The sequence below is a fragment of the Streptomyces sp. NPDC002884 genome, from assembly GCF_040295245.1.
Taxonomy (GTDB): Bacteria; Actinomycetota; Actinomycetes; order Streptomycetales; family Streptomycetaceae; genus Streptomyces.
Genome location: NZ_JBEOVB010000010.1, coordinates 47,034 through 58,743 on the forward strand (window position 1 = coordinate 47,034; position 11,710 = coordinate 58,743).

Sequence of the window (11,710 nt, forward strand, 5' to 3'; positions counted from 1 at the left end):
GGGGACGGCTCTTTCCGGTGCGGGTGCGGGTGCGGGTGCGGGTCGGGACTGCTGTCTGCACCTCCACGGTCTACCGGTGCCGGTGGGCCAACGCCTCGTACGACGCGGCCAACGCCGGCGCGGCCGTCGCGTAGGTCCGCTGGGCCACCCCCACGAACAGGCAGTCGACCACCAGCAGCTGACTCGTCCGGGACGACATCGCCGCCGGACGCAGTTCGCTCTCCCGCGCGGTCGACGTGGCCAGCACATGATCGGCGTACTGCGTCACCGCGCTCTTCGGCCGCCCGGTGACGGCCACGGTGGTGGCCCCGTGCTCGAACGCCACCCGCAGCGGTTCGATGACGTCCCGCGTCGCACCGGAGTGCGTGATGGCGATGGCGAGGTCACCCGGGGCCAGCTGGACGGCGTTCGTCACCGCGAGGTGGGTGTCGCTGTGGGCGTGCGCGATGAGCCCTATCCGCAGCAGCTTCTGGGTGAGGTCCTGGGCGACCAGACCCGACGCCCCGACGCCGTACACGTCGACGCGCCGCGCGGCCGCCGCGGCGGTGACGGCCGCCTCCAGCTGCCCGGTGTCGAGGGCGGCGGCGGTGTCGGCGAGGGTCTGCCGCTCGTCGCGGGCGAGTTTGGCGACCACGTCCGCCAGCGGATCGTCGACCGCGATGTCGGCGGTGATGGCGGGTGCCCGTCCGGACCGCTGCTGCGCGGCCAGCCCGGCGAGGGCGAGCCGCAGGTCGCGGTAGCCGGGGTAGCCGAGCAGGCGGGCGGTGCGCACGACGGTCGCCTCGCTGGTGCCGGTGAGTTCGGCGAGGCCGGTGACGGTGAGGGCGGCGCAGCCCGCGGGGTCGTTCGCGACGGCCTCGGCGACGCGCCGCATGGAGCGGGTCAGGGAAGGGGCCAGGGTGCGGACCTTGGCGGCGAGGGCCGCGGGATCGGGACTGAAGGTTTCCTTCACGACCTTGGTCACCTCTGAAAGCTATTTTCTGTTCGGGCTCGGGGTCAAGAGTGCGCACAATGGGGGCATGGACCCCATCAGCCCCCTGGAACAGGCGTTGCACACGGCACGCGCCCTCGTGCTGGCCGATCTGGCCTCGGGCGAGGTCGCCGCGGCGGATGTCGTGTCGCTGGTCGAGGACTCCGTCGTGCAGCGGCGCTGGTGGGTCGAGCAGTGGCCGGACGGCGTGGCGTTCGTGGCGGGACTGGTGGCGCAGGACGTGCAGGACGCGCTGCTGGAGCGGCACGGGCGCTGGCCCCTGTGCCCGGTCTGCGGCTCCGGCGACCCGCACGCCCTCGAGGTCGAGCCGGAACTCGGTCCCGACCCGCACTGGGTGTGCCACCAGGCGGGCGTGAAGGTCGCCTCGGTGGGCTCGCTGGGTCCGGCGCTGGGAGGCGAGCCGTCCTCGTGAGGCTCTCGTGACCGTCTACATCGACCCGCCGGACTGGCCGGGACACGGCCGTATGTGGTCCCACCTCGTCAGCGATGTCTCCTACGGCGAACTGCACGTCTTCGCGGAGGGGTTGGGCGTCCCGCGGCGCGCCTTCGAGCGCGATCACTACGACATCCCCTCGCATCGCTACGCCGAGGTGGTGGCGGCCGGCGCGGTGCAGGTGAGCAGCCGCGAGGTGGTGCGCCTGCTGACAGCGGCCGGCCTGCGCAGACGCAAGGGCGCCGGGAGGTAGGTCGCCGGGAAGCGGGAAGCGGGAAGCGGGAAGCGGGACGCCGGGAGCCTGGAGCCTGGGTGGCAGGGCGGGGCCTCCGGGCGTCCTACGTCGGGCGCTCCTGCCCGAGCAGTTCGTACGCGTCCTCCTCGTCGCCTGCGGCGACCTTCACGAACCCGGCCCGTTCGAGCACGCCGCGGGAGGGGGCGTTGGCGTGCTCGACGACCGCGAACAGGCGGCGTACGTCGTCCCGGGCCAGCGCCCAGCCGGCCAGCGCGCGCAGCGCCTCGGTCGCGTAGCCGTGGCCGCGGGCGGCCTCGACCAGGTCGTAGCCGACCTCCGCGCGGCCGTCCTCGTCGGGAGCCGCGTGGAAGCTCATGCTGCCGACGGCCCGGCCGTCCTCCCGGCGCACGAGGACGTAGAGGCCGAACTCCGGCCGGAGCACGCCGGACACATACGCCTGCGCGATCATCCCGGCGGCTTCCCGGGTCCCCTCGAACGGTTCGCCGCCGACCCACACGTAGCCTCCGCCGCCGCCCGCCCGCAGCCCGGCGGCGGCGCTGGGCGTGATGCCTTCGAGGGTGAGGCGTTCGGTGGGGATGCGCGAGGCGGTCACGAGGCGAGCAGTTCCCGTTCGCCCCGCAGGTTGTAGCGGGCCGTGGCCTCCCACCGCTCGCTTCCGTACGGCGTCCTGAACAGCCTGGGCAGGTCGAGGAGTTGGCGCAGGATGTCCGCCCGGCCGGCCCGGAAGGCGTCGTTCGGGACGAAGTGGTACTCCTCGCGGACGGCGACGGTGTAGGCGGCGTACGCGCTCGGCGCCGCGGCGAGGATCGCGAGGTCGGCGTCGCACAGGACCTGGCCGTCGAGGTCGTCGTCGGCCGGATCGTGGGTGACGGTGAGCCGGACGAGCCTCGCGACCTCGGCGGTCCGCTCCGGCGACACCCCCGCCTCGGGCAGGGCGCGCTCGGCGAGGCGGGCCGACCGCTCCTCGTTCTCGGACCGGTCGGGCAGATAGACGGCGTCGTGGAACCAGGCGGCCAGCCGGACGACGTCCGGGTCGGCGGCGTACTCCGCGAGGACGTCGACGCGGTCGAGGACCTCGGTGAGGTGGGTGAGCGTGTGGTAGCGGCGCTGCGGCTCCTGCCAGCGGGCGAGGAGGTCGTCGGCGTACGGCGTCGGGTCGGGGCCGCCGGCCGGGCCCCGGGTCCTGTCCAGGGTGTGGCTGAAACGGGTGCGCAGGGCGTCGAGATCGGCCATGGCCCCATTGTCGCGCGTGCGGGCGGGGTTCTCCGGCGTATTCTTGAATTGGACTAGACCTGTAGTCGCCCGATGAAGCCGATGAAGCCGATGAACGCGATGAACGCCGACGAATGGGGTGCCATGAGCATGCGTGCAGTTCTGGAGGTGATCGCCCTCGACGTCGAGGACGCGGTCGCCGCCCAGACCGGAGGCGCGGACCGCCTCGAGCTGGTCACCGACATGGCCGCCGACGGACTCACCCCGCCGGTCGCGGTCTTCGCCGGGATCAGGGCCGCCGTCGATCTCTCCCTGCGCGTGATGCTGAGACGCTCCGACGGCTTCGCGGCCGGAGCCGCCGAGGAGGTCGACTCCCTCGTACGGGTCGCCGGCGAGCTGCGGGCGGCCGGCGCGGACGAGTTCGTGCTCGGGTTCCTCGACGCGGAGGGCGGGGTCGACCTGGCCGCGGTGGAGCGGGTCGTCGCCGAACTGGACGGCTGCCGCTGGACCTTCCACCGCGCCCTCGACCACGCCGGCGACCGCGACGCCCTGCGCAAGCAGCTGGACGGCCTGCCCGGACTGGACACCTACCTCACCGCCGGTTCCGCCACCGGCGTCGACACCGGCCTGCCCACCCTGCTCGCGGAGGCGGCACGGCACGGGGAGCAGGGCTACGAGCAGCAGCTCCTCGTCGGCGGCGGCCTGCGCCTCGACCATGTGCCGGTGCTCAGGGCCGGGGGCGTCGACGCCTTCCACATCGGCGGCGCGGCCCGGCCCGGCGGCTGGACCGGACCCGTGTCGGCGCGGGCCGTGCAGGAATGGCGGCGCGCGGTGGACGGCGAGTAGACCGAGCCGTGCCCGGGCCGGTCGGCCGAACTGGGCCGGTCGGTCGCGCCGGGCCGGGCCGGTCGGTCGTGCCGGGCCGGCCTGGGGCGGTCGGGCCGGGTCGGTCAGTCGTGCCGGGGCAGTTGGTCGAGCTGGGGTGGCAGGGGGGCCGCGTGCGTCACGATCAGGCCCGACACCGCTCGGGTCAGCGCCACGTACAGCCGTCGCAGACCCGTCCGCTCGTCCGGTTCGCCGTCGACCACGGCCTGGGGTTCGTCCAGGACGACGTAGTCGTACTCCAGGCCCTTGGCCAGGGAGGCCGGGACCAGCGTGAGGCGGGTCTCGGCCGTGGTCTCCTCGCCGGGGGAGAGGTGGCCGATGCCCGACGCGGCCAGCGCTTCGGCCAGCTCCGGGATCCGGGCGTCCGCCGCGATCAGGCCCGTGGAGCCCTCGTTGCCCAGCAACTCCACGCAGGCCGCGACGGTCTCGGCGGTGCCGGCCACCGGCCGGAGGTCGAAGAAACCGGGGTTCTCGCGGACCGAGGCGACGGGCGTCAGACCCGGCGCGATGTGCGGGAGCAGACGCGAGGCGTAGGTGATGACATCCGTCGGCACGCGGAAACCCGCCGTCAGTTCCTCGATCACCGCGTCCGCCTTGCCCAGGTGGGCGAGGGCCTCCTGCCAGCTGCGGGTCGCCCACGGGGTGGTGCCCTGCGCCAGGTCGCCCAGCACGGTCGCCGAGCCCGTCGTGCAGCGGCGGCCCACCGCCCGGTACTGCATGGGGGACAGATCCTGGGCCTCGTCCAGGACCACGTGACCGAGGGAGTGGGTGCGCTCGACGAGGTCGGTCGCCTCGTCGATCAGCACCGCGTCCGCCGCCGACCACGGGGCCGCCTTCACCGACCGGGCCGGCCTTCTGCCGGATCCCGGCAGCGCCCACAGGATCGTCTTCTGCTCGTCCTCGCTCAGCAGGCCCTTCGCGTGCTCGGCGAGGAACTCCGCGTCCGTGAGCAGCCGGAGCACCAGCTTCGCCGGATCGACGGCCGGCCAGACCTCCTTCACGGCCGCCTTCACCGCGCTGTTGCGGGCGACGGCGTCCTGCACCCGGTCGTCCGGTGCCTCGCCCGAGCGTTCCATCTGCACCAGGATCGCGTGCGCGATGCGCTGCGGCAGGGCCTCGCGGGCGGCGCCGTAGCGGATGTCCCGGTCCAGCAACTCCCGGACCATCTCCTCGAGTTCGTACGCCGGGAGCCGCCACCGCCGCGAGCCGCGCACCACGACGAGCGGTTCGCCCGGCTTGCCGACGTGCGAGTACACGGCCCGCCGCAGTACCTCCGCCATCCTCGCGTCACCCTTGACGACCGCCGCCGCCGCGTCGTCCGTGCCCCGCACCTCCACATGCGCCACCAGGTCGTCGACCGTGCCCTGGCGCACCGCCAACTCGCCCAGCGCGGGCAGCACTTGCTCGATGTAGTGCAGGAAGGACCGGTTCGGCCCGATGACCAGCGTGCCGGTGCGGGCGAGCCGCTCGCGGTGCGCGTACAGCAGATACGCCACCCGGTGCAGACCGACGGCCGTCTTGCCGGTGCCCGGCCCTCCCTGGACGCAGACCGTCCCGCCCAGCCCGCTGCGGACGATCTCGTCCTGCTCGGGCTGGATGGTGGCGACGATGTCACGCATCGGTCCGACACGCGGCCGCTCGATCTCCCGCTGGAGCAGCTTGCTGGTCCGTGCCGTCTCCGCCGGGTCGGACAGGTGCTCGTCCTCGTAGGCGGTGAGGTCGCCGCCGGTGTAGCCGAAGCGGCGGCGCAGCCCGACGTCCATCGGGTCCTTCTTCGAGGCCCGGTAGAACGGCTGCGAGACCGGCGCACGCCAGTCGATGACCATCGGGTCGCCGTCGCCGTCGTGCACATGCCGACGCCCGATGTAGAACTGCTCCCCCTCCGCGCCCTCCGCCCGGTCGGCGCCGGGAGCGTGCAGGTAGTCGAGCCGGCCGAAGAACAGTGGGGTGTCGTTGAGGTCGGCGAGCGCCTTGATCCGTTCCTCGATCTGGCGCTCCAGGATCTGGGCGTTGACCCAGTTCGCGGTGACGTCTCTGATGTCGAGGGCCTGCACGTCCTCGCGCATGGCACGCAGGGCGCCCCGGGACGAGGAGAGGTGGGCGCGTTCGCGGGCGAGCGGATCGTCGTCGACAGGCGTGGACGGCGTGGACGGCATGGGCGGAGTGGACGGTGTGGACGGCGTGGACAAGGGGGTGCCTCCGGACCGGCTGAGGTGGTGCTGCGGTGGGTCCGTCCGGTTTCCGTCCGGACGGCGGCACTCCGGGAAGGGAGGCGGGCAAGAGCGGAGATTGTAGGTGAACGGGGGAGACGTGTGCCAACGCATTTATCCGGCCGCCCGCCCGGCCGATCGCTGTCGCACCCTCGACGGATCCCGCCCGCGCCCTCGGCGGAATCCCCGTCGCGCCTGGGCGGCACTTCTGTCGCACCCTCGGCGGAACCCCTCACCGGGTCCGGGGAACCTCTCCGCACCCCTGCCCCGCGGCCCTCCGTCCCGTAGGGGACCCCCGGCCCACGGGGGTACCCGAGGAGTACGCCGAACGGGGACCTGGGACCGATGCCCGCTTTATGCCCCGGAGCCCATCATGGAGACATGAGTGCAGCGACCTTCACCCCGGCCCCCGGTCGCCCGTCCGGCGCGACCTCCCTGTCCGACACGCACCGCCACCGCCTCGGCGACGCCCTGCGAGCCTTGAAGGTCTTCGCGGGCGCCGCCTTCGACGTGATCATCCTGGGCGAGTACGGCGAGGAAGCGGGCGTCCGCCGCCGCAGGTGACTCAGGCCTCGCCCGCGAGCAGCTCGTCCGCGTCCATGATCCGGTACGCGTAGCCCTGCTCGGCCAGGAAGCGCTGGCGGTGCGCCGCGAAGTCCTGGTCGAGGGTGTCCCGTGCCACCACCGAGTAGAAGTGGGCCTGGTGACCGTCCGCCTTCGGGCGCAGGACCCGGCCCAGGCGCTGGGCCTCCTCCTGGCGGGAGCCGAAGGTGCCCGAGACCTGGATGGCGACCGTGGCCTCCGGCAGGTCGATCGAGAAGTTCGCGACCTTGGACACCACCAGCACGCTGATCTCGCCCTCCCGGAAGGCGCCGAAGAGCTTCTCGCGCTGCGCGTTGGAGGTCTCGCCCTTGATCACCGGGGCGTTCAGGTGCTCGCCCAGCTCGTCCAGCTGGTCGATGTACTGGCCGATGACCAGGATCTGCTGCCCCGCGAAGCGGCGGACGAGCGCCTCCGTCACCTTCCGCTTCGTCGCCGTCGTCGCGCAGAAGCGGTACTTCTCCTCCGCCTCGGCGGTCGCGTACGCCAGCCGCTCGGAGTCCGTCAGGTTGACCCGGACCTCGACGCAGTCGGCGGGCGCGATGTAGCCCTGCGCCTCGATCTCCTTCCACGGCGCGTCGAACCGCTTCGGCCCGATCAGGGAGAACACGTCCGACTCACGGCCGTCCTCGCGGACCAGGGTCGCGGTCAGCCCGAGGCGGCGGCGCGCCTGGAGGTCCGCCGTGAACTTGAAGACCGGCGCGGGCAGCAGGTGCACCTCGTCGTAGAGGATGAGCCCCCAGTCCCGGGAGTCGAACAGCTCCAGGTGCGGGTAGACGCCCTTCCGCCGCGTCGTCAGCACCTGGTACGTGGCGATGGTGACGGGCCGGATCTCCTTCCGAGTCCCGCTGTACTCGCCGATCTCCTCCTCGGTCAGCGACGTCCGCTTCACCAGCTCGTGCTTCCACTGGCGCGCGGAGACGGTGTTCGTGACGAGGATCAGCGTGGTCGACTTCGCCTGGGCCATCGCCCCGGCGCCGACGAGGGTCTTGCCCGCGCCGCAGGGCAGCACCACGACCCCGCTGCCGCCGTGCCAGAAGTTCTCCACCGCCTGCTTCTGGTAGGGCCGCAGCGCCCAGCCGTCCTCGGCCAGCTCGATCGGGTGCGCCTCGCCGTCGACGTAGCCCGCGAGGTCCTCGGCCGGCCAGCCCAGCTTCAGCAGCGTCTGCTTGATCTGCCCGCGCTCGGAGGGGTGCACGGCGACGCTGTCCGGGTCGATCCGGACGCCGACCAGCGGAGCGACCCGCTTGGAGCGCAGGATCTCCTCCAGCACCGGCCGGTCGGTGGTGGTGAGCACGAGCCCGTGCGCCGGGTGCTTGCTCAGCGTGAGACGGCCGTAACGGTCCATCGTCTCGGCGATGTCGACGAGCAGCGCGTGCGGCACCGGGTAGCGGCTGTACTGCACGAGCGCGTCCACGACCTGCTCGGCGTCGTGCCCCGCGGCCCGCGCGTTCCACAGGCCCAGCGGGGTCAGCCGATAGGTGTGGATGTGCTCCGGCGCCCGCTCCAGCTCCGCGAACGGCGCGATGGCACGACGGCAGTCGTCCGCCTGCTCGTGGTCGACCTCCAGGAGCAGAGTCTTGTCCGACTGGACGATCAGCGGTCCGTTCACGTACGCCATCCCTTCCGCACGGGCCAAACCTCCAGTGTGCCGTACGGCGCGCCGTGGCGGTGCTCCGCTTCTTCCTCGCGGCCCTGCGCAACCCTGACCTGCGTTCGTGGGTCTGACCGTGGGAGCAGCGCGATGGGCGCGACGCGGTGGGGAGTCACGGTATGTCGGTCCTGTCGTTCCGCAGGGGTGCGGTCGGCGTGGGAGCCGCGGCGGTGCTGGCGGCCACGGGCACCTGGGTGATGTGGCCCGCGGACATCGACGGGCGGCTGTGGAGCGAGGTACGGCCGGTGATCGAGGCCAGGATCGCCGCGGAGTCGCGGGGGAGCGGCTACGGCGAGACCGTGCCCGCGCTCGAGGCACGCTGGTTCTGCCAGGCGAAGGCGCTCGAACTGGAGGAGCACGCGGGCGAGGTGCGGGCGGGCGTCAACACGCTGTGCGTCGAGTACGGGATGCAGGACGACAACCTCGTCGAGTGCGGCGCCGGACAGTATCCGCAGGTGGTGCGGCTGGAGCGGGACGAGGCGGCTGCCGGTGGCTACCGGGTCGTCGCCCGGGAGGAGCCGCCGGACGGCGACGGGTACGGGCGGTGGACGGAGTCCCACTTCGGGGCCTTCGCCAGGTCCTCCCTCCAGGACCCGATGTCGCCCCGCACTCTGGAAGCCACGGCCCGCGCCCACTTCGGCCTCCCCGCGGACGCCTCGATCGGCGAGTGCTGAACCGGAGGCCCGAGGCCCGTGTGCCTTGGAGGCGCGGAGGCGCGTGTGCCCGGAGGCGCGGAGGCGCGTGTGCCTGGAGGCCCGTGTGCCCGGGGTCAGTCGTCGGCCAGTTCCGCCACGCCCGTGATCCGGTGCAGGGGGTAGGTGCGGACCTCGTCCGCCGTGTGGTCGTACGCCGTCACGAAGCCGCCCTCCACCCGGACCGGGGCGATGACGCGCTGGCTGGCGGTGCCCTCGGCGTTGACGTAGCCGATCCACAGGGCCTCGCCGGTGAGGACGGCGGCCTGCATGGTCGCGAGGGTCTCGGCGGAGCTGGTCCGGGGGAGCTGGCCGGGGGCGAGCGGGGCGGCGTCCTCGGTCGGCTTGCGGGGGGTCGTGGCGGCCAGGTCACCGGCCCTGATCGCGCGGATCGCCGCGGTGAGCAGGGTGGTGTCGGGCACCGGCGGGCCGTCCGGCACCGGCTCGGGAGCCGTGCGGGGCGGGGTGCGGTGGGCATGGGCGCGAGTGATCAGGACATCGCCCTCGGCCGACTCGGCGGCGGGCGCGAAGCCCATCGCGCGCAGACCCTCCAGGAGGGCCGCGGGGTCGGCCTGCGTCGCGAGCACCGTCGGGGCCAGGCGGCGCAGACGCAGGGCCGCGGCGCGCTTGTCGGCGAGGATCTCGTTCAGCAGGGCGTCGTCGTCGCAGCGGACGTAGGCCGAGGCCGCGCCCACCCGTAGATGGCCGTGCCGGCGGGCCACATCGTCGATCAGGTACGCCAGCGGCTGCGGCACCGGCGTTCGGGAGTGCTCGGTGAGGAAGGCATGCAGGTCGGAGGCGCTGCGGCCGGCGTCCAGGGCGCGGCGCACCGAGCCGGGGGTGAAGCGGTAGACGGTCGCGCCGCCCTTGGACTCGACGTCCGCGAGGACGCTCAGCACGTCGGCCAGCGGGCGCCGCAGCGGCCCGGGGGCGACCGCGGTCAGGTCGGCCTGGAGCAGGACGTGGTCCAGGGGCTCGGGGAGCAGCGGGGCGAGCAGCCGGGCGGCGGCCGCGGTGGCGACGGCCTGCTCGGGAGGCGAGAGGGACGCGGCCGGGGATCCGGCGGCGGCCGCCCGGTGCGGGGCGGGCAGCTTGTCGCCGGGGCCGGTCGGGCCGGTCCGCGCGTCGGCGGTGGCGGTGGCGGTGGCGGTGGTGGTGGCGGTGGTGGTCGGTCTGGTCGCGGGCCGTGCGCCCAGCAGGGCCCGTCCGTGCGCCGACAGCGCGCCCCGGCCGGTCACGCCCAGGAGCTCGGCCTCCATCAGGGTCCAGCGGGCCAGCCGGGACCGCAGGTCGTCGTCACCCTGTGAACCCTGCGAAACCTGAGGACCCTGGGAACTCTGAGAACCCTGCGCACCCGGGTGCCCCTGCGGCGTCTGCGGACTCTGCTGGCCCTGGCCCTGCGGACCGCGCAACGGGCGCTCCCAGCGCAGCCGGGCCAGCACCGCCTCCGGGTCCGGTGCGGCGCCCTCGGGCAGCCCGGCCAACAGGGCCAGCACCCGATGGCGCACCTCGGGCGCGGCGGACCGGTCCAGGCCAGGACCCAGCGCGGACAGCGCCCGCTCCTTGAGGTCCCGGCCGCCGACCACCCCGGACGTCCGGGTCGCCGCCAGCCACACCTGCGCGAGCTGCGCCCACCGGTCGGCGGGCGGCCGTTCCAGCCACTCGTCGTACTCCGGGGTGGCCGCGTACCGCTCGTCGGCCTCCCCGTCGGACGCGAGCAGCCCCGCCGCGTACGCCAGCTCGACCCAGAACGCGGCCATCGGCTCGGACACGTCGAGGGCGACGGCCGTCCGCTTGAGGTCGCGCACGCTCAGACCGCCGGCCCGCAGGACCGCGGGGCCGCCCTCGTGCCAGTCCTTCAGCAGCTCCTCCACGGTCGACAGCGACGTGTACGCCTGCCCGGCCGCCGTCGAGTCCACCACCTGCGGACGATGCGTGGCGACCGCCTCGACGACGGGCGGCACGGGTTCGGCCGTGCGGTGCGCCCGGCCTCCGCGCAGATGCAGGGCGACCTCGCGGGGCAGTACGACGGTCCCGGGCGCCGTAGGCAGCAGCAGCCCGCGATCCAGCAGCCAGCGCAGCCGCACCGCCGGATCGGCCGTGACCTGCCCGTACGGAGGCCCCCACATCAGCCGCTTCAGGACGTCGACGGAGTCGGCGGGCGCGCTCGCCAGCAGGGCGGCCATCTTCCTGCGGTGGGTGAACAGGGCGGTGAGCGCGCCGACGGCGGACACCGAGTCGTGCGTGGACGGCAGCCCGGCCGTCGCCACCAACTCCTGGATCCGGCCCGGTGACATACCCGCCGTCGCCTCCCGCACGCTCGGCCCGAGTCCCGTGGGGGACGGGTGCTGCGCGGACGGCGCGAGCAGTTCACGGGCGGTGCGGACGAGACGCAGACAGCTCTCGTCACCCCAGACCAGGGCCTGTTCCCGCAGGGCCGCCAGGGCGCCGGGCAACGCGTCGGCCACCGCCGGGTCGCGGGAGTCGCCCGCCATCAGCCCGAGCAGTTCGGCGTACGTCGCCGGGTCGCCGGCCACGGCCAGCGCCTCCGCGGTCTGGAGGGCGAACCGGTCGAGCCGCTCCAGCGCGCGGACGACGGAGGCGCGGGTGCCGGCGCGGGTGGCGAGCTGGGTGAGATCGGTGGGGACCGGGGTGATGAGGTCGGGGCGGGCGCGCAGGAGTGCGGCAAGGGAAGCGTCGTCCCGGGCGCGGAGCGCTGCCGCTAGGGAACGGGGGGCCCGCTGGTCCTCGGTGCTCATCTTGCCCACGGTAGCGGT

11 protein-coding genes are annotated in these 11,710 nt (G+C 73.8%); 5 read left to right on the forward strand and 6 right to left on the reverse strand.

The genetic code is table 11. The features are described 5' to 3' along the window. Positions 1–70: 70 nt before the first annotated feature. Positions 71–964 (reverse strand): MurR/RpiR family transcriptional regulator, encoded by an 894-nt coding sequence (locus tag ABT070_RS21540; RefSeq protein WP_351762990.1) that lies wholly within the window; start codon positions 962–964, stop codon positions 71–73. 55 nt (positions 965–1,019) lie between these two features. Between ABT070_RS21540 and ABT070_RS21545 the strand changes: the two genes are divergently transcribed. Then, on the forward strand, positions 1,020–1,403 hold the full coding sequence (locus ABT070_RS21545) for a DUF8819 family protein (protein WP_351762993.1): 384 nt from the start codon (positions 1,020–1,022) through the stop codon (positions 1,401–1,403). 7 nt (positions 1,404–1,410) lie between these two features. Further along, a complete protein-coding gene (locus ABT070_RS21550; RefSeq protein WP_351762994.1) occupies positions 1,411–1,677 on the forward strand; it encodes a DUF4031 domain-containing protein in 267 nt (88 codons plus the stop codon). 85 nt (positions 1,678–1,762) lie between these two features. Here ABT070_RS21550 and ABT070_RS21555 read toward each other — a convergent pair whose 3' ends face one another. Both ABT070_RS21555 and ABT070_RS21560 read right to left on the reverse strand, forming a co-directional pair. Then, complete coding sequence (locus tag ABT070_RS21555; RefSeq protein WP_451100771.1) at positions 1,763–2,272, reverse strand: GNAT family N-acetyltransferase; 510 nt, start codon at positions 2,270–2,272, stop codon at positions 1,763–1,765. Continuing rightward, complete coding sequence (locus tag ABT070_RS21560) at positions 2,269–2,913, reverse strand: HD domain-containing protein (protein ID WP_351762997.1); 645 nt, start codon at positions 2,911–2,913, stop codon at positions 2,269–2,271. The genes ABT070_RS21555 and ABT070_RS21560 overlap by 4 nt, the downstream gene beginning before the upstream one ends. A 123-nt stretch (positions 2,914–3,036) precedes the next feature. Between ABT070_RS21560 and ABT070_RS21565 the strand changes: the two genes are divergently transcribed. Further along, entirely contained in the window at positions 3,037–3,738 is a 702-nt protein-coding gene (locus ABT070_RS21565) for a copper homeostasis protein CutC (protein ID WP_351763363.1), read from the forward strand. A gap of 104 nt (positions 3,739–3,842) precedes the next feature. Here ABT070_RS21565 and ABT070_RS21570 read toward each other — a convergent pair whose 3' ends face one another. Next, on the reverse strand, positions 3,843–5,933 hold the full coding sequence (locus ABT070_RS21570) for a HelD family protein (RefSeq protein ID WP_351763000.1): 2,091 nt from the start codon (positions 5,931–5,933) through the stop codon (positions 3,843–3,845). A gap of 435 nt (positions 5,934–6,368) precedes the next feature. Between ABT070_RS21570 and ABT070_RS21575 the strand changes: the two genes are divergently transcribed. Next, positions 6,369–6,551, forward strand: a complete 183-nt coding sequence (locus ABT070_RS21575) for a hypothetical protein (protein WP_351763003.1) — start codon at positions 6,369–6,371, stop codon at positions 6,549–6,551. Position 6,552: 1 nt separating this feature from the next. Here ABT070_RS21575 and ABT070_RS21580 read toward each other — a convergent pair whose 3' ends face one another. After that, entirely contained in the window at positions 6,553–8,199 is a 1,647-nt protein-coding gene (locus tag ABT070_RS21580) for a DNA repair helicase XPB (protein ID WP_351763365.1), read from the reverse strand. Positions 8,200–8,360: 161 nt separating this feature from the next. Here ABT070_RS21580 and ABT070_RS21585 point away from each other — a divergent pair, with 161 nt between their 5' ends. After that, positions 8,361–8,915, forward strand: coding sequence for a hypothetical protein (locus ABT070_RS21585; RefSeq protein WP_351763006.1), 555 nt, complete (start codon positions 8,361–8,363; stop codon positions 8,913–8,915). Positions 8,916–9,010: 95 nt separating this feature from the next. On the opposite strand, the gene ABT070_RS21590 is transcribed toward ABT070_RS21585, so the two are convergent. After that, positions 9,011–11,692: a helicase-associated domain-containing protein gene (locus tag ABT070_RS21590; protein WP_351763009.1), complete on the reverse strand. Its 2,682-nt coding sequence runs from the start codon at positions 11,690–11,692 to the stop codon at positions 9,011–9,013. Between the last annotated feature and the right edge of the window lie 18 nt (positions 11,693–11,710).

Coding starts and splice junctions, on each gene's coding strand:
- ABT070_RS21575 (WP_351763003.1), top strand. CDS start 6,369: ATGAGTGCAGCGACCTTCACCCCGGCCCCCGGTCGCCCGTCCGGCGCG.
- ABT070_RS21560 (WP_351762997.1), bottom strand. CDS start 2,913: ATGGCCGATCTCGACGCCCTGCGCACCCGTTTCAGCCACACCCTGGAC.
- ABT070_RS21570 (WP_351763000.1), bottom strand. CDS start 5,933: ATGCCGTCCACGCCGTCCACGCCTGTCGACGACGATCCGCTCGCCCGC.
- ABT070_RS21565 (WP_351763363.1), top strand. CDS start 3,037: ATGAGCATGCGTGCAGTTCTGGAGGTGATCGCCCTCGACGTCGAGGAC.
- ABT070_RS21590 (WP_351763009.1), bottom strand. CDS start 11,692: ATGAGCACCGAGGACCAGCGGGCCCCCCGTTCCCTAGCGGCAGCGCTC.
- ABT070_RS21545 (WP_351762993.1), top strand. CDS start 1,020: ATGGACCCCATCAGCCCCCTGGAACAGGCGTTGCACACGGCACGCGCC.
- ABT070_RS21585 (WP_351763006.1), top strand. CDS start 8,361: ATGTCGGTCCTGTCGTTCCGCAGGGGTGCGGTCGGCGTGGGAGCCGCG.